Here is an 18,751-nt window from a genome sequence, read left to right as displayed (position 1 = left end):
CGTGCCGTCAGCCCCGCGCCAGCGGCAGCCGCAGCTCCACCCGGGTCCCCCGGGTCGGGCCCGGCCCGACCTCCAGCGCGCCGCCGCAGCCGACCGCGGTCCGGCGGACGATGTCGAGACCGAGCCCGGTGCTGCCGACCCGGTCGCCGGGGGAGCGGTCCGCGATCCCCGGGCCGGCGTCGGAGACCGTGAGCACGGCGGCCCCGTCCACCTCGGCGAGCCGGATCTCGAACGCGGTCCCGTCGGGGGTGTGGGCGAAGACGTTGTCGACGAGCACGTCGACGGCGTCGGCGAGGTCGTCGGGCGCGACCGGGACGACCAGCGGGTGGTCGGGGAGCGAGACCACGAGCGGGCGGTCCTGGTCCTCGGCGAGGGGTGTCCAGAACCGGGCCCGGGCACCCACCACCACGGTCGCGTCGCCGGCCGCGGCGAGGTCGGTCCGCACCGGCCGGCGTGCGTCCTTCACGATGGCGTCGATCGAGCGCTGCAGTGCGGTGATGTGGTCGGCGAGACGGGCCGCCAGCGCCGGGTCCTCGACGGCCTCGGCGTCCAGGCGCAGGGCGGTGACCGGCGTCCGCAGCCGGTGCGAGAGGTCGCCGACCGTGGCCCGCTCCGCGGCGAGCAGGTCGACGGTCCGGTCGGCGAGGCCGTTGAGCGCGCGGGCCAGCTCCTGGGTCTCCTCGGGCCCGGTGACCTCGGCCCGGGCCTGGAGGTCGCCCTCGCGGAGCTGGTGGGCGACGCCGGCCACCTGGCGCACGGGCTCACTGACCCGCTTGCCGAGCCGGGCGGCCACGAGCAGGGCGAGCGCGAGCAGCACCACGCCGAGGCCGATGATGCTGGCCCAGGCGGCGGCGACCCCGCTGCGCAGCTCCTCCGACGTCACGCTGCTGCGCACGACCGCGGTCCCCGACTCGGTGACCACGGGCAGCAGCACCCGCCCGCCCGCGCCGTCGACGACGCGGAACCCCTCACCGGCTGCGGCGCGACGTACCTCGGGGTCCGCCTCCATCGCGACGTCCGCACCGAGCACGGTGCCGTCGGGGGTGAGCACGCTGGTGGTGGGCGTCCCCCGCCGGTCGACGTCGTCGACGAGGTCGGCCAGCTGCGGGTCGTCCTGGAGGGTCGACACGAGGATGGCCACGTTGCGCGCCTCCTGGTCGGTCGCGGACATCGCGCGGTCCTCGGCCAGCGTCCGCACCAGCAGGCACAGGGGGATCACGAATGAGACCACCACCACCGACGTGGTCGCGACGACCAGCCAGGAGATCCGGCGGCGCATCAGTCCTCGTCCGGGTCGACGAGGCGTACGCCGACGCCGCGGACGCTGATCAGGTAGCGCGGCTCGGCGGCGGACTCGCCCAGCTTGCGGCGCAGCCACGACAGGTGCACGTCGACGGTGCGGTCACCGCCGCCGTACGTCTGGTGCCACACCTCGGCGAGGATCTCCCGCTTGCTCATCACCTGGCCACCGCGCTGGGCGAGGGCGAGGAGGAGGTCGAACTCGCGGCGGGCCAGCTCGAGGCGGCGGCCGGCCAGCGTCGCGGTGCGGGTGCCCTCGTCGACGACGAGCTCGCCGATCCGGATCGGCTCGGGCGCCTGGGTCCGGTCGCCGCCGCGCCGCAGCACCGCGCGGATCCGGGCCTCGACCTGGGCGGTGCCGAACGGCTTCACGACGTAGTCGTCCGCGCCGCTGTCGAGGGCCTTGACCATCGTCGGGTCGTCGTCCTGGGCGGTGATGACGATGATCGGGACCTCGCTGGCCGCGCGGATCATGCTGATCAGGGTCAGCCCGCTGACGTCCGGGAGCCCCAGGTCGAGCAGCACCGCCTGCGGTCGCTCGGCGAGGACGTGCTCGAGGCCGGCCAGTCCAGTCGCCGCCGTGGCGACCGCGTGGCCCCGCTCGGCCAGTCCCCGACGTACCGCCTCGCGGATCGCGTCGTCGTCCTCGACGACGAGGATGCTGGCCATGCCTCCGAACCTACGCCGCCGACGGCACCCCGCACTGGGAGACTGGCATGGTGACCTCGCCCCGGACCGTCCTGACGGCGGTGGCCGCCTGGGTGGCCGTCGTGGCCGTCGGCTCGACGGTCGTGTGGCTGGTGATCTCGCGGGCCGGTGACGTGATCACCCCGACGGCCACCCCGGACCTCTCCTCCACGAGCACGCCGCGCACGGCGCCGACCTCGCGCACCCCGCACCCGTCGTCCGGCCCGTCGGGATCGTCGTCGGCGCCGTCCTCGGGTTCGTCGGGTTCGTCGTCGCCGGCGGCCGGGCCCGAGCGCCGCACCTGGCAGGGCCCGGGCGGCCTGGTCACGGTGGAGTGCCAGGGGGCGACCATCACGCTGGTGGCGAGCTCGGCGGACGCGGGCTTCGTCGTCTCCCCCGAGTCCCGAGGCCCCGACGAGGTCGACGTGGCCTTCGAGGGGCAGGGCGAGGAGGGCCGCGAGACCCGGGTCCGGGCCCACTGCGCGCAGGGCGTGCCGACCTTCGAGGTCGACGCCCGCGACGAGTGATGCGGCGACCCCGGGCGTGCGGGATCAGCGGGTCAGGCGACGTCCGGCGATCCCCCAGGCGAACGCGATCGGCAGGACGATGTTGCCCATCGAGGTGACGGTGCCGATGAGGAGCGCGGCGGGGAAGGCGACGGTGAGCAGGGCGGCCGTGGCCCGCGGTCGGTAGCCCGTCACGAGCAGGGTCGTGCCGAGCACGCTGGATCCCACGATGGTCAGCAGCACGAGCGGCAGCGAGACGAGGAAGACCGCGTCGAGCAGGCCGTTCGGATCGGCGGTCCACTGGGTCCAGTACTCGCCGGCGACGCTGAGGCAGGCGCCGACGTACACCCACGGCATCACCCGCCAGGCGAACCGCTCGAACCCGCGCGCCGGCCGGTGCCTGCGGGCGACGAAGGCCATCGCGGTGAACGCCACGAAGACGGGCAGCCAGAGCTTGCCGTACGTCGCGTAGACGACGTCCGGGTCCGCCCAGGTGAGCAGCGGGGAGAGCAGGTCGCCCGCGGGATCGGCCCAGGCGCTGACGATGCCCGAGTCCAGGTCGCCGCGACCGTCCGCGGTGCGGTAGCGGGACAGTGCGTGCAGGAAGCCGAGGACGACACCGAACCAGGGTGCGAGCCAGGCGAGGCGGGCGACCAGCCGCTCGCGGTCGGTGACGGGTGCGGCGGCGGTGGCTGTCGACGTCCGGGTGGTGGTGTCCATGGGGTTCCTCCTCGAGATGGTCCGTCCGACAGCGACGCTAGGAGCCGGGCACCGTCCCGGTCGTCGCCCCGCGGATGGGACCGGTCTCCACCCCTGGTTGGACGAGGACCGGCGCCGAGCGCGCGTACTGTCCAGCCATGGGAACGCAGGTCCGCGCTCGGGACGCCCTGCTGCCGGCGGCGATCGCCGGTGTCGCCGTGCTGGAGCTGGCCTCGATCGACGTCGACGGGCGCGCCGCGGCCGGCGTGCTTGAGGTGCTGGCCTGCGCACTGCTCGTCGTGCGCCGCCGGTGGCCGCTGGTCTCGGGGACCGGCGCCCTGCTCCTCGCGGCGTCGCCGCCGTGGGTCGGGCCGGCGGCCGACGAGGTCTCGTCGGTCCTGCTCATCGTCTTCCTCGCCTGCTTCACGCTGGGCCGGTGGGTCCCCGGGCTCGCCGGCCTCGCCGCCTTCCCGCTCGTCCTGGTGGACGTGCTCGGGGTCTACCTCGTCACCGATGCCCGCGACCACGGCCTCGGGGACGTCGTCTTCGTGGCCGCGCTCCTCGTGCCGCCCTACCTCGTCGGGCGGATCGCCCGCCGGCTCGCCGACCACAACGACCTGCTGCAGCGCCAGCAGGAGCTGGTACGCCGCGAGGCGGTCCGTGCCGAGCGCGACCGCATCGCCCGTGAGCTGCACGACGTCATCGCCCACAGTGTGAGCGCGATGGTCGTCCAGGTCGCCGCGGTCCAGGACCTCGTGCGCAGCGACCCGGCCCGCGCCGAGGAGATGCTGGCCCGGGTGGCGGACACCGGCCGGCGGGCCATCGCGGAGACCGGCCGCCTGTTGCACGTCATCCGGGACGCCGACGACGAGCTGGGGCTCGCGCCGGCGCCCGGCCTGCACGACCTGGACGACCTCGTGCGCGAGTTCGAGCGCGACGGGCTCGAGGTCGAGCTCGTCGTCGACGGGCTGCCGGAGCAGGTCTCGGCGGCGGTCGACGTGTCGGCCTACCGGGTGGTGCGCGAGGCGCTCACCAACGCGCTGCGGTACGCACCCGACCGGCGCGTCCGGGTCGAGGTCGCCGGCACCGATGCCGGGCTGACCATCCGGACCGTCAACCGGGTGGGGGCCTCGTCCGGCGTCGGCTCGGGGCTGGGCCTGGCCGGGCTGACGGAGCGGGTGGAGATGCTCGGCGGGACCGTCCGGCACGGCTCGACGCCCGCCGGCGAGTTCGAGCTGGTCGCGAGCGTGCCGGCGTGACGAGCGTCGTCGTCGCCGACGACCAGGAGCTGGTGCGCAGCGGGCTGGAGCTGGTCCTCGAGGCGCGCGGCTGCCAGGTCGTCGGAACCGCCGCCAACGGGCGCGAGGCCGTCGACGCCGCCCGCCGGCTCACCCCGGAGGTCGTCGTCATGGACGTGCGGATGCCCGTGCTCGACGGGATCGCGGCCACCCGGGAGATCACCGCGGCCGGACTGCCGTCGCGGGTGCTGGTGCTGACGACGTACGACCTCGACGGCTACGTGTACGACGCGCTCCGCGCCGGCGCTGCCGGGTTCCTCCTCAAGGCGACGCCTCCCGACCGGCTCGCCGAGGGCGTCCGGACGGTCGCCGCCGGGGACGCGCTGCTCGCCCCCTCGCTGACGCGGCGGCTGATCGAGGAGCACGTGCGCCGTCCACCACCCACCGGGGGCGTGCCCCGAGCGCTGGGGGCACTCACCGAGCGCGAGCTGGAGGTGTTCGACCTGATCGCCCACGGGCAGAGCAACGCCGAGATCGCGGCGGCACTGGTCGTGGGCGAGGCGACGGTGAAGACGCACGTGAACCGGGTCATCGCCAAGCTCGGCGGCCGCTCGCGGCCCCAGCTGGTCGTCCTCGCCTACGAGTGCGGGTGGGTCCGGCCGGGTGGGACCGCCGGGCACTGAGTCCCCCGATCCGCCCTGGGGACGGCGCCGCGCCGGTGTCGGACGGCGCGGCTAGGGTTTCGGGGTGCCCGAGCCCCCCTCCGCGCCTCCCACGGTGACCGACCTGCTGAGCACCGCGGTCGCGGCGCTCGGCGGTCAGGAGCGGCCGGGCCAGGTCGCGATGGCCGAGGCGGTCACGCGCGCGATGGAGACCGAGGAGCACCTGCTCGTCCAGGCCGGCACCGGCACCGGCAAGTCGCTGGCCTACCTCGTGCCCAGCCTGCTCCACGGCGAGCGGGTCGTGGTCGCCACCGCGACCCTCGCGCTCCAGCACCAGCTGGTCGAGCGCGACATCCCGCGCCTCGTCGAGGCCGTCAAGGACTCTGGCGTCGACACCAGCCACGCCGTCCTCAAGGGCCGTTCCAACTACGCCTGCCTGCACCGGATCCGGGAGGGCGTGCCCGACGACCAGGGCGCGCTGGTCGAGCTGCCCGAGGGCTCGCTGGGCAAGAAGGTGCTCGAGCTGCGCGCCTGGGCCGAGGAGGAGGTCGAGGAGGGCGGCACCGGCGAGCGCGACAACGCGCCTCGCCACACCGACAAGGAGTGGCGCCAGGTCAGCGTCAACCACCGCGAGTGCCTCGGCGCCGCGAAGTGCCCGTTCGGCCAGGAGTGCTTCGCCGAGCTCGCCCGCGAGAAGGCGCACCGCTCCCACCTGGTCGTCACCAACCACAGCCTGCTCGCCATCGACGCGATCGAGGGCGTCCCGATGATCCCCGAGTACGACGTCGTGGTGATCGACGAGGCCCACGAGCTCACCACCCGGGTGACCCAGGCGGCCACCGACGAGCTCTGGGCCGCCGAGGTCGAGCGGGCGGCCCGGCGCAGCCAACGGCACGTCGACGGGAGCGAGGCCGACGACCTCGCCGACGCTGCGGACACGCTGCGCGAGGCGATCAACGACGCGCGACCCGGGCGGTTCGACCGGATCCCGCAGGACGTCGGCGACGCGCTGGTGCTGGTGCGGGACGCGGCCCGAGCCTGCCTGTCGGCGTACCCGAAGGGTGACGACGAGGGCGCCGACGCCGGCCGCCAGCAGGCCAAGGGCGCGGTGCAGGAGGTGTTCGCGACCGCGGAGCGGATGGCGGCCGACCTCGACTCCGACGTGCTCTGGCTCAGCGAGGGCACCGAGCGGATGCCGCCGCGGCTGTGCGTGGCGCCGCTGCAGGTGTGGGGCCCGATGCGCGACAAGCTGCTCGCCGAGAAGACGGTCGTGTTCACCTCGGCCACCCTGATGCTCGGCGGTGACTTCTCGACGGTCGCGACCAGCGTCGGCCTCAAGCCGTCCGAGCGGGTCGTCGGCGACGCGCCGGCCACGCCCGCGAGCGACGCGATGCCGTGGCGCGGCCTCGACGTCGGCAGCCCGTTCGACTACGGCCGGCAGGCCATCCTGTACGTCGCCCGCCACCTGCCGCCGCCGGGCCGCGACGGTCTCGGCGCGTCCCTGCTCGACGAGATCGTCGAGCTCGTCGACGCCGCGGAGGGCCGCACCCTCGGGCTGTTCTCGAGCCGCCGCGCCGCCGAGGCCGCGGCCGAGGTGGTGCGCGAACGGCTGCCGCACCTGACGACGCTCGCCCAGGGCGACGCGCAGCTGCCCGAGCTCGCCGCCCAGTTCGTCGGCGACCCGCACACCTGCCTGTTCGGCACCCTCAGCCTGTGGCAGGGCCTCGACGTGCCAGGCGAGACCTGCCAGCTGGTGCTCATCGACCGGATCCCGTTCCCGCGACCCGACGACCCGCTGCTCTCCGCGCGGCAGAAGGCCGCCGACGAGGCCGGCGGCAACGGCTTCATGCAGGTCGCCGCGACCCACGCCGCGCTGCTGCTGGCCCAGGGCGCCGGCCGGCTGATCCGCACCACCACCGACCGCGGTGTCGTCGCCGTGCTCGACCCGCGGCTGGCGACGGCGCGCTACGGCAGCTTCCTCAAGGCCAGCCTGCCGCCGATGTGGACGACGACCGACCCGGCGGTCGCCCGGCAGGCGCTGACCCGGCTGGCGGCGGCCGCCGCCGGCTGACGCCGACGGCGACCCTCGACCGACGGGCCTAGGTGGTCACCTGGGCCCGCACCTGCAGCTTGCGTCCGTCGTCGAGCGAGCTGCCGTGGCAGGAGTAGTCGCCGCCGTTCCAGCAGTTGTAACGGGCGCCGGCGTTGACCAGCGTCACCTCGACGTAGCGGACGCCGGAGGACCCGAAGGCGACCTTCCTGCTCCCGTTGCCGCTCCCGCTCAGGGGGATGACCACCTGCTGGGGGTCGCCCGACTTCTTCACGACCGTGACGACGGCGGTCGTGTTGGTGTTCTTCGGCGGCAGGTCGACCGACACCTTGAGCTTCCACTTCGCTGCCGACAGGCCGGATCCGGGCACGAACCGAGCGGTCGCGGCGGCGAGGTGGAGGAGCTTGGCGTACTTCCAGCCGCTGTCCTTCTTGCTCGTCGAGAGCTTGAAGATGCCGTCCGGCGGAGCGGTCGGGTAGTCGTTGGCGGCGCCCTCCGAGTAGGAGAGGGCGGGCACGCGGTTGGCGGCCGCGAACGAGGTGAAGGCACCGGTCATGGAGACCCCGCGGTCGGCGAGCGCGTTCTGGACCGCCTGCATGGAGTAGTCGTCGGGACCGCCGGCGGCGCCGTCCGCGCGCTCCCACATGCCGCGGATGATCGTGGGCAGGCCGCCGTCGGACGCCGGCATGTTCTCGGTGAGGAAGCGGAAGTAGATCCACTCGCCGTACTGCGGGCCGGCGCCGCTGCTGAAGGTGTCGAGCGGCTGCCCGGGCTTGGCCAGCGGGCTGTCCACGAGGTACTGCAGGTTGTCGTTGACGTCGTCGAAGAGCTCGTCCTCGGCCCAGGTCGCGGTGGCCTCCATGAACCAGCTGTCCTCGAAGGCGTCGTAGGCGAACTGCACGGCGTGGAAGTACTCGTGCGCGGCCGTCACCTGCAGGTTCTCCAGCGGCGTGTTCGTGGGGAACTGGCTGGCGGAGTAGTCGTTGTCGAGGACGCAGAACGCCCAGGCGTCGTACGCCGGCGGGGGGTTCGGGATCGACTCGTCACTCGTGCAGTAGCCGTAGAGTCCGTCGCTGCCGACGTCGGCGAGGTAGATGTCGGTCTGGCTGTTGCCGCCGACGCTGCCGTCGGGCTTCGGGGCGCGGTAGCCCGCACCGAGGTAGGTGTTGCGGACGCCGTCGACCGTCGCCGCGACCTGCTCGACGTAGTCGGGGATGCCGTCCGCGTCGTTGTCGGTGCTCGGCACGGCGTCGCCACCGGAGCTCGACCAGTGGTAGCAGTTGCTGGCGCTGCACGCGGCGTGGGTCGTGCCCGGGCGCGCCAGGATCCGCGCGGCAGCGGCCCGGTCGGCGCCGGTGAGCGAGCTGCGCAGCTGGGCGAGCCGGAGCAGCGTCATCGTGGCGTCGCGTGACGACGGTCCGTCGGTGACCGGCGCGTGCCCGTCGAGGAGCGCCTGTGCGTCGGCGAGCGCGGCGCGGGCCTCCGCCGCCCGTGGCGGCGCGGACTTGCCGCCGGGGTCCGCGGCCGAGGCCGGACCGGTGGCGGTCAGGCCTGCGGCGATGATCAGGGGGACGGTGATGGCCGCGACCAGGGCGCGGCCTCGACGGGTTCGTGGCGCCATGGGACCAGTCAACCTCAGTCAGCCGCCGTCGTGCATGGCACCTTCGGGCGGTTCCGTGCCGCCCGAGCCGTCACCTGAGCGCGGTCGCCCGGACCCTCAGCGGCAGGTCGTCGTCCTGGGGCTGGCCCTGGCACGACCAGGCGGAGCCGCGGTAGCAGTGCTTGTAGTGGACGCCGGCGTTGGCCAGCGTCACCTCGACCGCCGTCACGTTGCTGCCGAACTCGACGCGCGTCGTGGCATTGCCGTCGGACGAGAGCCGCACCGCCGTGGTCGTGGGGGCGCCCGAGCCGTGCAGGACCGTGACGACCGCGCCCGAGCCCCGACCGGTCGGCGGCAGGTCGAGCCGCAGGGTGAGCTTGCGTGCCTTCATGCCCGCTGCGCGGTCGAAGCGCACCGTGTTCGCGGCCAGGTGGTCGACGCGCTGGGTGAGCCAGCTCGAGTCGCGGTGGCTGCCGGTGAGCGAGACCCGACGGGCGAGGGGAGCGGTCGGGTAGTGGTTGGCCTTGCCCTCGTCGTACGTCGCGCCGGGGCGCCGGTTCGCGGCGGCGAACTGCGCCCACGACGAGGTCAGGCTGCCGCCGCGGGTGCCGAGCACGCGGGCGACCGCCTGGATCGAGTAGTCGTCCGGGCCTCCGGCGGCGCCGTCGGCGCGCTCCCAGATGGACCGCACCAGCGTCGGCAGCCCACCGGCGGCGGTCGGGTCGTGCTCGGTGAGGTAGCGGAAGAACACCCAGTCGCCGTACTGCCGCACGCCGTTCTGCTCGAAGTGGTCCATGGACCGGCCCGGCTGCTTCAGCGGGCTCTCCGAGAGGTACTGCAGGTTGTCGTCGACGTCGTCGTAGAGCTCGTCCTCGGCCCAGGTCGCGGTCGCCTCCATGAACCAGGCGTCCTCGTAGTAGTCGTAGGCGAACTGCACGGCGTGGAAGAGCTCGTGGGCCGCGGTGACCTGGAGGTTCTCCAGCGGGGTGTGGCTGGGGAACTCGGTGTAGTTGTTGTCGAAGGCGCAGTACGCCGGCGCGTCGAACGGGCCCGTGCCGGTCGGCCGGTCGTCGCTGTCGCAGTAGCCGTAGAGGCCCTGCGAGCCGAGGTCCTTGAGGTAGATGTCGAGCAGGTTGTTGCCGCCCGAGGTGCCGTCCGGCTCCGGCGCGCGGTAGCCGGCACCCGCGTAGGTGGTCAGCACCGACTGAGCGACCTGCGCGACCTTGGCGACGTAGGCCTGGGTCGACTTGTCGGGGCCGGTCGAGTTCCAGTGCACGCAGACGGTGTCGTAGCACTGCGACCGGTTCGTGCTCGGCCGCTGCAGCAGCTCGGCCGCGGCCGCGCGGTCGGCGGTGCCGAGCTCGTCGCGGTGCATCCGCAGGTCGCGCAGCGCCAAGGTGGCGTCGCGGGAGCCGGGCCCACCGAGGTCCTGGGCAACGGCCAGCGCCCGGGCCGCGGCCGGGGTGCTCTCGGTCCGGCGGACCGGTGAGGTCGGGTCCGGGTTGGCCGCCTGGGCCGGCACGGCCAGCAGCGGCGCAGCCAGCGCCGCCAGGGCGAACGCGGTGAGCACGGACAGGACCGGAGTACGACGCAGCACGCGCCCACTCAACCCCACCAACCTGAGAAGGTCATAACCGGCCGTGGCCGACCAGCGAGCCGCCGGTGGTCGAGCAGCGAGCGCCAGATCAGCCCAGCGAGTGGTTGCTGCGCTGCTGGGTCGGCTCGGACTCGCGGGCGGCCTGCGCCGACTGCGGTGGGGGACCCGCATGCTCGAACGGGTTCGCGCGCATCGGGAGGATCCTGTCGACCACGCGTCTCATCGGGATCCGGCCGATCGCCTCGGCGAGCGCCCAGCCGACCAGGACGACCATCCAGCCGACGACGGCGTCGATGACCCAGTGGTTGCCGGTGCCGACGATGACGATCGCGGTGCCGAGCGCGTAGAGCCAGCCGAGCACGCGCACCCAGTGGCGGGTGGCGTAGAGCTGCAGGGCCAGCGCGACCCAGAGCGACCAGCCGGCGTGCAGCGAGGGGAAGGCCGCGAGCTCGTTGGTCAACCCGCCGAGGCCGCGCGGTGCGGACGCGTCGCCGCCCCACCAGCCGTCGGCCGAGTGGAGGCTGAGCACGTCGACGTACCCGGACAGGAAGCGCGGGGGAGCGGTGGGCAGCGAGATGTAGGCCAGCAGGCCGAGCATCGTGCCGATCACGAGTGCGCGGCGGGCCGGTCCGTAGCGGTCGGCGCCGAGACGCCAGAGCCACACCAGGACGCCGGCGGTGACGACGTAGTGGAGGGAGGCGTACCAGTAGCTGCCGGCCAGGCCGAGGATCCGGTGGTCGGTGAACAGCTGGTTGAGCGGCACCTCCCAGCGGATGCCGAGCAGCCCCTCCAGGTGGAGCAGCTCCTGGGCGCGGTGCAGCGCCGGCTCCATGTGGGTGTCGGCGAGCAGCCGGGCGAGGCTGTAGAGGACCCAGAGCCCGAAGATCAGGACCACTTCGAGCAGGGCCCGCCGCCACCGGGCGGGACGTTGGCGCGCGTACGCAGGTGCCGAGGTCACAGCACCAGCGTTGTTCATGCACCCTCCCTGAGGCATCCGGGCTCTCCCCCGAAGTAACACCAGGGTCTGCTCAGGTATTTCCCCGACAGCGCCAGCCGTCAGACCCTGCGCAGCACCGTTGTCACTTTACCGAGGATAGTGGCGTTCGTGCCGTCGATGGGATCGTAAGCGGGGTTGTGAGGAAGCAGCCACACATTTCCGCCCTTGCGCGAGAAGGTCTTGACCGTGGCCTCGCCGTCGATCATCGCGGCGACGATCTCGCCGTTCTCGGCGGTGGGCTGCTGACGGATCACGACGTAGTCGCCGTCGCAGATCGCGGCGTCGACCATCGAGTCGCCGCGCACCTCCAGCAGGAACAGCTGCCCGTCGCCGACCAGCTGGCGGGGGAGGGGGAAGACGTCCTCCACCCGCTCCTCGGCCAGGATCGGGCCGCCCGCGGCGATCCGGCCCACGACCGGGACGTACGCCGCCGCCGGCAGCGTGTCGCCGACGCCGGTCTCGTCGAAGCCGCTCTCGTCGGCCGAGGAGACCGCGCGCCGCGCCGCCGCCGACTCGGGCAGGAAGACCTGGAGCGCCCGGGGCCGGTTCGGGTCGCGCTTGAGGTAGCCCTTCTCCTCCAGGACCTTGAGCTGGTGGGCCACGCTCGAGGAGCTGGTCAGCCCGACGGCCTCGCCGATCTCGCGCATCGAGGGCGGGTAGCCGCGCTGCTCGAGGGAGTCCTTGATGTGGGCGAGCACCCGCTGCTGGCGCGGGGTCAGCCCGGTGGCGTCCGCCGGACCGTCGGGGAGCTCGGTGATCTTGGTCGCGGAGGATTTCCGGTCTGCGCCCGCGGGGGCGCCGGGTCGGGTGGCCATGGACAGACGGTAGTCCTCCGGGCGGGTCGGGTTCAAACATCTGTTCGAACGGCGTGTCGGCGGACTCGGGCCGGAGGTGTGACGCAGCAGACGAAAATCCTTCGAACAAATGTTCGTGTCGGTCCTTGTGGCGTTCGAACAGGTGATCTAACGTCGTACACACGTTCGATCGAACACCTGATCGAGAGCAGGTCCAGACCGGCCCCTCGGGGACTGTCGGTGGCCGCCTCTAGAACTGGTGCAGACCGGACACCGGCCACCTACTTCCCCAGGAGCCCGCGATGAGCACGATCACCGCCACCCACCTTCCCTCGCACCGCCCCGTCCGCCGTCCGGCCCAGCCGGGCAGCGTGCGCCTGACCCACCGTGGGCGGGTGGTGGTCGTGGTCCTCGCGGTCCTCCTGGTGCTGGCGGTCGGCTTCTTCTTCGCCTCCGGCTCGGTCGCCACCGACGAGCCCGGCACCCCCGAGCCCACCCGCGTGGTGCAGGTCGGGGCGGGCGACACCCTCTGGGACATCGCCGCCGACCTCGCCGACGACGGCGACGTGCGGGCGATGATCGACCGCATCGAGGAGCTCAACGCGCTCGACTCCGGCATGGTCACCGCCGGCCAGAAGCTGGTCGTGCCCGCGAGCTGACGCCGGGCCGCACCACCACAGACGTCGCCGGCCGCTTCGACCCCGGCCGGCGCGACCGGGGAAGACGAGGGGCGAGACCATCGGTCTCGCCCCTCGCGCCATGTCCGGGGCCTGCCTCGGTGCTGCCCTACGGTCGGACCATGGCCGGCTACTCGGGCACCCCGCTGGAGCGCAAGCTCGGGCTCGCCCCCGGGCAGGTGCTGTTCCTCGACCAAGCCCCCGACGACCTGGTGCTCGACACCACCGGCCTGCACGTCGTACGACGGCTGCCGGCCTCGGCCGACGTCACGCTGACTTTCCACACCACGCTGGCCGGGCTCAGCGCCCGGCTGCCCCGGCTCCTCGAGCGCACGAGCACCGCCGGGATGGTGTGGGTCTGCTGGCCCAAGCAGGCCGCCCGCAAGGCCCTCGGCATCCCGGGGGACCTCGGGGAGGCCGGGGTCCGGGCGCTCGGGCTCGAGCTCGGGTTCGTCGACGTCAAGATCGCCGCCGTCGACGACACCTGGTCGGGCCTGAAGCTGGTCCGACGGCTGGCCGACCGCTGACCGGGCGGCGCCGGCCTCAGCGAGCCGCGCGACGGCCGCCGATCGGGCGCGGCTTCTCGGGGTCCTCGGGGGACACGTCCTTCTTCGCCGTCGACGGTGTGCTCGTGATCCCGAGCCGACGCAGCAGCAGCGCGACCAGCATCAGCCCGAAGAAGAGGCACGCCACCGCGCCGACGGAGGCCACCGCGAGGAACCACCACGCCTCGGAGTCGCCGCCCCGCGCGGTCGACCCGAAGTCGACCGCCGCGTACACCAGGTAGCCCCACGCCACCACGCACAGCGTGATGCCGAGCGCGAGCACCAGCAGCACCGGCTGGAAGGTCGCCTTGCGCCGCGGCCCGCGCCGCGACCCGGCATGCGTCCCGCTCGTCCCCGTCCCCGTCCCCACGCGGCCATTCTCGCGGATCGTCGGCTCACTGACCTAACCTGTGGGTGTGGCGGATCCTGCCGACCCGGTCGACGACGTCGAGACCGTCGTCAGCGCCGCGCTCGGGGAGCTCATCGACATCCCGGGCGTGCGGCGCGCCGCCGTCGCGCTCAGCGAGGGTGGCGGTCGCCGGCTGCGGTTCCGCGCCACCGACTCCGACGCCTGGTGCCACATCGACGCCTACGACGACGTGCCGCTCACGGCGGTGGTCCGCACCGGCGAGCCGGTGCTCGGCGACCTCGACGCGATGCCCGACCGGTACGCCGGGGTCGTGGCCCGCCAGCGCTCGGAGGGCACGGCCGCGCTCGCGGTGCTGGCCCTGCCCGGGCGGGACCAGCCGATCGGCGGGCTGATGCTCTGCTACGACGCCGTGCAGCCCTTCGACCACGCCCAGCGCGGCCGGCTCGAGGCGGTCGCGGCCCGGGTCGGCGCCGCCGTACGACGCGCGCGTGCCGGCGCCGCCCGCGCCGATGCGCACGCCGACGAGGCCGCGCAGGCCCACCGCGCGACGCTGCGCCTCGAGGACGACCCGCGCGCCGTGGGCCGGGCCCGGCACTTCCTGCGTGAGCTGCTGTCCGCATGGCGGGTCGGCGGCGACGTCCTCGACGCGGCCGAGCTGTGCCTCTCGGAGATCGTCACCAACGCGGTCGTGCACGCCGGCACGGACTCGCTGCTCACCGTCAGCCTCGAGGAGGCGGTGCTCCGGGTGGAGGTCCGCGACCGCGGCGCCGAGGCCGACGTCGGCGTGGTCGACGACACCGACCCGCTGCGCGTCTTCGGACGCGGGCTCCAGCTCGTCGACGCGATCGCCGACCGATGGGGGGCCGAGCACGACCACCGCGGCACCCGGTCCTGGTTCGACCTCGAGGTCGGCTCGGCCGCCTGAGCGGCGACGGACCCCGCTCCGCTCAGAGGCTGACGACCACGCCGGCGATGGCGGCGTTCGCGAGGTTGGCGAGCGCGCCGGCGAGCAGCGCGCGCAGGCCGAGGTCGGCGATCACCGCGCGGCGCTGGGGGACCAGCGAGCCGAGGGTGCCGATCTGGACCGCGATCGAGGTGAGGTTGGCGAAGCCGGCGAGCGCGAAGGTCACCACGACGACGGTGATGGGGGAGAGCTGGTCGACCTGCGGTCCGAACGAGGCGTAGGCGAAGAACTCGTTGAGGATCGTCTTCTCGCCGATCCAGGCGCCGGCGTCGACCGCCTCCGACCACGGCACGCCGAGCAGCCAGGCGAGCGGGGCCAGCGCCCAGCCGAGCAGCTGCTGGAAGGTGAGGTCGTCGACGCCGAACCAGCCGCCGACCGCGCCGAGGATGCCGTTGGCCATCGCGATCAGCGCGACGAAGGCGATGAGCAGCACACCGACGGTCACGGCGATCCGGCCCCCGGCGAGCGCGCCGCGGCCGATCGCGTCGATGGGGTTCGACGACTCCTCGTCGCGCACGGCCCGGACGTCGATGTCGCCCTCGGGACGGTCGTCGTCGACCCAGTCGTCGGCGGGGTCGTCGGGGGTGCTGTCGGGCCAGATCAGCTTCGCCATCAGCAGCGACGCCGGGGCGTTCATGACCGTGGCGGCGAGCAGGTACTCCAGCGGCGCACCCAGCAGGGAGTAGCCGACCAGCGTGGACCCGGCCGCGGCCGCGAACCCGCACGCCATCACGGTGAAGAGCTGGCCACGCCGCAGCGACCGCAGGTAGGGCCCGATCACGAGGGGCGCCTCGCTCTGGCCCAGGAAGATCACCGTGGCGCCGTACATGGACTCGACCTTGCTCACCCGCAGCAGCCAGGAGAGGGCGCCGCCGATCAGCCAGGTGGCCCACTGCACCACGCGCAGGTAGTAGAGGAGGCCGACGAGGGCGCCGAGGAAGATGATGACCGGCAGCACCTGCAGGGCGAAGATCGTGTCGTTCTCGTCGCCGACCGCGATGACCGGGCCGAAGACGAACGTGGTGCCCTCGTTGGTGTAGCCGACCAGCGACGCCACCCGGTCCGAGACCCACTCCAGCGTGGCCTTGCCGGGTCCCCAGCGCAGGACGAGCACGGCGAACCCGGCCTGGAGCGCGAGCGCGACCCCGACGGTGCGCCAGGAGACGCCGCGCCGGTTCTTGGAGAAGGCGAGGGCGAGAGCAGCAGGAACGCCAGGCCGAGCAGCCCGCGGAGGTCGGACATGGGACTGCTGTGCCCGGCCGACGGGCGCCGTATACGTGGTGCTGCGTGGGGGCTACGCGGCCGTGACGAGCTCCTCGCGCATCCGGTTCACCAGCCGGGAGATCAGCCGGGAGACGTGCATCTGGCTGACGCCGATCTCCTTGCCGATCTCGGCCTGGGTGCAGCCGCGGAAGAAGCGCATCTCGACGATCAGTCGCTCGCGGCGGGAGAGCTTGGCCAGCAGCGGCTGCAGGGTCGCGCGAGCCTCGGCCAGGTCGAAGCCGGCGTCGAGGTCGCCGAGGCGCTGGCCGACGGTCTCGTCGTCCTCGCCGAGGCCGGGGGCGTCGAGCGAGGCCGGCGCGAAGCAGCCGTTGGCGCCGAGGGCGTCGATGACCTGCTCGACGTCGAGGCCGAGGTGGGCGGCGATCTCGCTGGGCCGGGGGGCGCGGCCGAGCTGCTGGTAGAGCTCGCTCTCGCAGCCGCTGATCTTGCCCTGGGTCTCCTGGATCGACCGGGGCGGACGCACGGTCCAGCCGAGGTCGCGGAAGTGGCGGCGGATCTCGCCGCGGATCGTGGGGACCGCGAAGCTCACGAACTCGTGGCCGCGGTCGGCGTGGAAGCCCTTCACGGCCTTGACCAGGCCGACGTAGGCGACCTGCTCGAGGTCGTCGTCGGCGATGCCGCGGCCGCGGAAGCGGCGCGAGAGGTCGCGGGCGAGGGGCATGTTCAGACGGACCAGCTCGTCGTCGATCATCGCCTGCCGGGCAGGCTCGGCGACGTCGCGCTCGTGGAACAGGCGCATAGTCGTCTCGGAGCGGCTCTTGGATGCTTCAGCGAACGTGGGTACAGCCGACGGTGCAGCGGTCAACGGAGGAGCCTCTCTCGATCTTCGGTTGTGCGCCGCCCTCTGCTCGACCGGCTCCCAGTACTTGCCGCTGATGGTCCAGCGTTAAACCACCCGATCGGGTGGGTTATCGGCCGAGGTCGGGGGTCCGGCGGGTCGGGACCGGTCGTGGAGGGGTGTCGCCGAGCAGCCGGCGACACACCGCCCGATCGGGCTATTTCCGGCCGCCGGCGAGCCCCTGACCTGCGGCTTTACCGAACGATGGGATCCAGGTCACAGAAGTTGCCCGGCACCGCTTGCGCGCCCCCGGGTCCGGGCGTAAGGTCACCCCTACATCTAGTAGTTACAACGATGTAGTTATCCACATCTAGTGCACAGGCGAGATGCGGAAGGCTCACAGGTAGCTGCTTGTTGTACACAGTGAGACCCCCGATATCCACAGGCCAGGCACCCTCTCCGAGGGCTTCCCTGGCGTGCCCGGAGGGCGGGGTGAAGGACCGAGACGCACCGTGGAGGGGAGGCCCGGAATGCACTGCCCGTACTGCCGCAACACCGACACCCGGGTCCTCGACTCGCGGGTCGCCGAGGACGGCGGGTCGATCCGCCGTCGGCGTACGTGCTCGGCCTGCGAACGCCGGTTCACGACCGTCGAGATGATGCAGCTGACCGTGCTCAAGCGCTCCGGTGCGACCGAGCCGTTCGTCCGGGAGAAGGCGATCTCGGGCGTCCGGAAGGCGTGCAAGGGCCGACCGGTCACCGAGGACCAGCTGGCCTGCCTGGGCCAGGAGGTCGAGGACGCGCTGCGGCTCGCCGGTCTGGCCGAGATCCCGGCCCACGAGGTGGGCCTGGCGATCCTCGGTCCGCTGCGCCGGCTCGACGAGGTCGCCTACCTCCGCTTCGCCTCCGTGTACCGCTCCTTCGAGTCGGCCGACGACTTCGAGGACGAGATCGCGGTGCTGCGGGCCGAGCGCGACCTCACCGTCTCACCCGCCACCGGGTGACCTAGACCGCCCGGCGTGTGTAGTGGGGAAGCTGCACGCGCCGGGCGCACCAACCCCTTCCTCTCCTTCCTCGCCGGCAGCCGGCGCCCCGGGACGGGGCGACTGTCGGTGGCAGCAGCTTCGATAGATGCAGGACCTGACAACCAACCTCCAGAGACGGGACCAAGCGGGATGACCGAGACGGTGAGCAGTGGGGCCACCGGTGCCGACGCGAAGGCGAGCGCCGGGCTGAGGATCGAGCGCGTCTTCAGCACCGAGGGGGTGCACCCCTACGACGAGATCACGTGGGAGCGCCGGGACGTCGTGCAGCAGAACTGGAAGACCGGCGAGACGGTCTTCGAGCAGCGCGGTGTGGAGTTCCCCGACTTCTGGTCGGTCAACGCCTCGACCATCGTCACCACCAAGTACTTCCGCGGCGCGGTCGGCACCGACCAGCGCGAGTGGAGCCTCAAGCACATCGTCGACCGGGTCGTGAAGACCTACACCAAGGCCGGCCGCGAGCACGGCTACTTCACCTCCGAGGTCGACGCCGAGGTCTTCGAGCACGAGCTCACCTGGCTGCTGGTCCACCAGTACTTCTCGTTCAACTCCCCGGTCTGGTTCAACGTCGGCACCCCGTCGCCGCAGCAGGTCTCGGCCTGCTTCATCCTCTCCGTCGACGACTCGATGGACTCGATCCTGAACTGGTACAAGGAGGAGGGCTTCATCTTCAAGGGCGGCTCCGGCGCCGGCCTGAACCTCTCCCGCATCCGCTCCTCCAAGGAGCTGCTCTCCTCCGGCGGCACCGCGTCGGGCCCGGTCTCCTTCATGCGCGGCGCCGACGCGTCCGCGGGCACCATCAAGTCCGGCGGCGCCACCCGCCGCGCGGCGAAGATGGTCGTCCTCGACGTCGACCACCCCGACATCGTCGAGTTCGTCGAGACCAAGGCGCGCGAGGAGGACAAGATCCGCGCGCTGCGCGACGCCGGGTTCGACATGGACCTCGGCGGCAAGGACATCA

General features: G+C 73.0%; 18 protein-coding genes and 2 pseudogenes. 9 read left to right on the top strand and 11 right to left on the bottom strand.

Annotation, left to right across the window (positions count from 1 at the left end; genetic code table 11):
- Window positions 1-7 precede the first annotated feature (7 nt).
- Together ACILQ5_RS18185 and ACILQ5_RS18180 are read right to left on the bottom strand one after the other, a co-directional pair.
- Window positions 8-1,279: an ATP-binding protein gene (locus tag ACILQ5_RS18185; protein ID WP_395659443.1), complete on the bottom strand. Its 1,272-nt coding sequence runs from the start codon at window positions 1,277-1,279 to the stop codon at window positions 8-10.
- A complete protein-coding gene (locus ACILQ5_RS18180) occupies window positions 1,279-1,968 on the bottom strand; it encodes a response regulator transcription factor (RefSeq protein WP_395659442.1) in 690 nt (229 codons plus the stop codon). Before ACILQ5_RS18180 ends, ACILQ5_RS18185 begins: the two co-directional genes overlap by 1 nt.
- 47 nt (window positions 1,969-2,015) lie before the next feature.
- On the opposite strand from ACILQ5_RS18180, the gene ACILQ5_RS18175 reads away from it, so the two are divergent.
- Entirely contained in the window at window positions 2,016-2,513 is a 498-nt protein-coding gene (locus ACILQ5_RS18175; protein WP_395659441.1) for a hypothetical protein, read from the top strand.
- A gap of 24 nt (window positions 2,514-2,537) precedes the next feature.
- On the opposite strand, the gene ACILQ5_RS18170 is transcribed toward ACILQ5_RS18175, so the two are convergent.
- Window positions 2,538-3,212: a hypothetical protein gene (locus ACILQ5_RS18170; RefSeq protein WP_395659440.1), complete on the bottom strand. Its 675-nt coding sequence runs from the start codon at window positions 3,210-3,212 to the stop codon at window positions 2,538-2,540.
- Between the two features lie 137 nt (window positions 3,213-3,349).
- Here ACILQ5_RS18170 and ACILQ5_RS18165 point away from each other — a divergent pair, with 137 nt between their 5' ends.
- From ACILQ5_RS18165 to ACILQ5_RS18155, 3 genes are all read left to right on the top strand, one after another.
- Window positions 3,350-4,450 carry a sensor histidine kinase gene (locus ACILQ5_RS18165; protein ID WP_395659439.1) on the top strand — a complete coding sequence of 367 codons (1,101 nt, stop codon included), beginning with the start codon at window positions 3,350-3,352 and terminating at the stop codon, window positions 4,448-4,450.
- Window positions 4,447-5,112, top strand: a complete 666-nt coding sequence (locus ACILQ5_RS18160; RefSeq protein WP_395659438.1) for a response regulator — start codon at window positions 4,447-4,449, stop codon at window positions 5,110-5,112. The genes ACILQ5_RS18165 and ACILQ5_RS18160 overlap by 4 nt, the downstream gene beginning before the upstream one ends.
- A 64-nt stretch (window positions 5,113-5,176) precedes the next feature.
- Window positions 5,177-7,162 carry an ATP-dependent DNA helicase gene (locus ACILQ5_RS18155; protein WP_395659437.1) on the top strand — a complete coding sequence of 662 codons (1,986 nt, stop codon included), beginning with the start codon at window positions 5,177-5,179 and terminating at the stop codon, window positions 7,160-7,162.
- Window positions 7,163-7,190: 28 nt separating this feature from the next.
- Here ACILQ5_RS18155 and ACILQ5_RS18150 read toward each other — a convergent pair whose 3' ends face one another.
- The 4 genes from ACILQ5_RS18150 to lexA all read right to left on the bottom strand — a co-directional run bounded on the left by ACILQ5_RS18150 (window position 7,191) and on the right by lexA (window position 12,150).
- The gene (locus ACILQ5_RS18150) at window positions 7,191-8,762 is read right to left on the bottom strand and encodes an MXAN_6640 family putative metalloprotease (protein ID WP_395659436.1); all 1,572 of its coding nucleotides are present in this window, start codon (window positions 8,760-8,762) and stop codon (window positions 7,191-7,193) included.
- A gap of 70 nt (window positions 8,763-8,832) precedes the next feature.
- A complete protein-coding gene (locus ACILQ5_RS18145; RefSeq protein WP_395659435.1) occupies window positions 8,833-10,338 on the bottom strand; it encodes an MXAN_6640 family putative metalloprotease in 1,506 nt (501 codons plus the stop codon).
- An 88-nt stretch (window positions 10,339-10,426) separates the two neighbouring features.
- Window positions 10,427-11,296, bottom strand: a complete 870-nt coding sequence (locus ACILQ5_RS18140) for a phosphatase PAP2 family protein (RefSeq protein ID WP_395659434.1) — start codon at window positions 11,294-11,296, stop codon at window positions 10,427-10,429.
- A gap of 98 nt (window positions 11,297-11,394) precedes the next feature.
- The gene (gene lexA, locus ACILQ5_RS18135) at window positions 11,395-12,150 is read right to left on the bottom strand and encodes a transcriptional repressor LexA (protein WP_395659433.1); all 756 of its coding nucleotides are present in this window, start codon (window positions 12,148-12,150) and stop codon (window positions 11,395-11,397) included.
- A gap of 281 nt (window positions 12,151-12,431) precedes the next feature.
- Between lexA and ACILQ5_RS18130 the strand changes: the two genes are divergently transcribed.
- Together ACILQ5_RS18130 and ACILQ5_RS18125 are read left to right on the top strand one after the other, a co-directional pair.
- Entirely contained in the window at window positions 12,432-12,788 is a 357-nt protein-coding gene (locus tag ACILQ5_RS18130) for a LysM peptidoglycan-binding domain-containing protein (RefSeq protein WP_395659432.1), read from the top strand.
- A gap of 140 nt (window positions 12,789-12,928) precedes the next feature.
- Window positions 12,929-13,333 carry a DUF3052 domain-containing protein gene (locus ACILQ5_RS18125; protein WP_395659431.1) on the top strand — a complete coding sequence of 135 codons (405 nt, stop codon included), beginning with the start codon at window positions 12,929-12,931 and terminating at the stop codon, window positions 13,331-13,333.
- Window positions 13,334-13,349: 16 nt separating this feature from the next.
- Here ACILQ5_RS18125 and ACILQ5_RS18120 read toward each other — a convergent pair whose 3' ends face one another.
- The gene (locus ACILQ5_RS18120) at window positions 13,350-13,721 is read right to left on the bottom strand and encodes a hypothetical protein (protein WP_395659430.1); all 372 of its coding nucleotides are present in this window, start codon (window positions 13,719-13,721) and stop codon (window positions 13,350-13,352) included.
- A 46-nt stretch (window positions 13,722-13,767) separates the two neighbouring features.
- Between ACILQ5_RS18120 and ACILQ5_RS18115 the strand changes: the two genes are divergently transcribed.
- Window positions 13,768-14,646, top strand: coding sequence for an ATP-binding protein (locus tag ACILQ5_RS18115; protein ID WP_395659429.1), 879 nt, complete (start codon window positions 13,768-13,770; stop codon window positions 14,644-14,646).
- A gap of 22 nt (window positions 14,647-14,668) precedes the next feature.
- Here ACILQ5_RS18115 and ACILQ5_RS18110 read toward each other — a convergent pair whose 3' ends face one another.
- From ACILQ5_RS18110 to ACILQ5_RS18100, 3 genes and pseudogenes are all read right to left on the bottom strand, one after another.
- Complete coding sequence (locus ACILQ5_RS18110; protein WP_395659500.1) at window positions 14,669-15,643, bottom strand: NupC/NupG family nucleoside CNT transporter; 975 nt, start codon at window positions 15,641-15,643, stop codon at window positions 14,669-14,671.
- A 57-nt stretch (window positions 15,644-15,700) separates the two neighbouring features.
- Window positions 15,701-15,874 (bottom strand): annotated as a pseudogene (locus tag ACILQ5_RS18105) (Na+ dependent nucleoside transporter N-terminal domain-containing protein); the annotation flags it as partial.
- A 105-nt stretch (window positions 15,875-15,979) separates the two neighbouring features.
- Window positions 15,980-16,708 carry a SigB/SigF/SigG family RNA polymerase sigma factor gene (locus ACILQ5_RS18100; protein WP_395659428.1) on the bottom strand — a complete coding sequence of 243 codons (729 nt, stop codon included), beginning with the start codon at window positions 16,706-16,708 and terminating at the stop codon, window positions 15,980-15,982.
- A gap of 569 nt (window positions 16,709-17,277) precedes the next feature.
- Between ACILQ5_RS18100 and nrdR the strand changes: the two genes are divergently transcribed.
- Both nrdR and ACILQ5_RS18090 read left to right on the top strand, forming a co-directional pair.
- Window positions 17,278-17,751 carry a transcriptional regulator NrdR gene (gene nrdR, locus ACILQ5_RS18095; RefSeq protein ID WP_395659427.1) on the top strand — a complete coding sequence of 158 codons (474 nt, stop codon included), beginning with the start codon at window positions 17,278-17,280 and terminating at the stop codon, window positions 17,749-17,751.
- Window positions 17,752-17,922: 171 nt separating this feature from the next.
- A pseudogene (locus ACILQ5_RS18090) lies at window positions 17,923-18,751 on the top strand (vitamin B12-dependent ribonucleotide reductase); the annotation flags it as partial.

The sequence above is a fragment of the Nocardioides sp. genome, assembly GCF_044226305.1.
In the GTDB taxonomy this organism is placed as follows: domain Bacteria; phylum Actinomycetota; class Actinomycetes; order Propionibacteriales; family Nocardioidaceae; genus Nocardioides.
This window is presented reverse-complemented; position numbering and strand designations above follow the sequence as displayed.

Coding starts and splice junctions, on each gene's coding strand:
- ACILQ5_RS18175 (WP_395659441.1), top strand. CDS start 2,016: ATGGTGACCTCGCCCCGGACCGTCCTGACGGCGGTGGCCGCCTGGGTG.
- ACILQ5_RS18150 (WP_395659436.1), bottom strand. CDS start 8,762: ATGGCGCCACGAACCCGTCGAGGCCGCGCCCTGGTCGCGGCCATCACC.
- nrdR (WP_395659427.1), top strand. CDS start 17,278: ATGCACTGCCCGTACTGCCGCAACACCGACACCCGGGTCCTCGACTCG.
- ACILQ5_RS18185 (WP_395659443.1), bottom strand. CDS start 1,279: ATGCGCCGCCGGATCTCCTGGCTGGTCGTCGCGACCACGTCGGTGGTG.
- ACILQ5_RS18165 (WP_395659439.1), top strand. CDS start 3,350: ATGGGAACGCAGGTCCGCGCTCGGGACGCCCTGCTGCCGGCGGCGATC.
- lexA (WP_395659433.1), bottom strand. CDS start 12,150: ATGGCCACCCGACCCGGCGCCCCCGCGGGCGCAGACCGGAAATCCTCC.
- ACILQ5_RS18125 (WP_395659431.1), top strand. CDS start 12,929: ATGGCCGGCTACTCGGGCACCCCGCTGGAGCGCAAGCTCGGGCTCGCC.
- ACILQ5_RS18170 (WP_395659440.1), bottom strand. CDS start 3,212: ATGGACACCACCACCCGGACGTCGACAGCCACCGCCGCCGCACCCGTC.
- ACILQ5_RS18130 (WP_395659432.1), top strand. CDS start 12,432: ATGAGCACGATCACCGCCACCCACCTTCCCTCGCACCGCCCCGTCCGC.
- ACILQ5_RS18100 (WP_395659428.1), bottom strand. CDS start 16,708: ATGCGCCTGTTCCACGAGCGCGACGTCGCCGAGCCTGCCCGGCAGGCG.
- ACILQ5_RS18180 (WP_395659442.1), bottom strand. CDS start 1,968: ATGGCCAGCATCCTCGTCGTCGAGGACGACGACGCGATCCGCGAGGCG.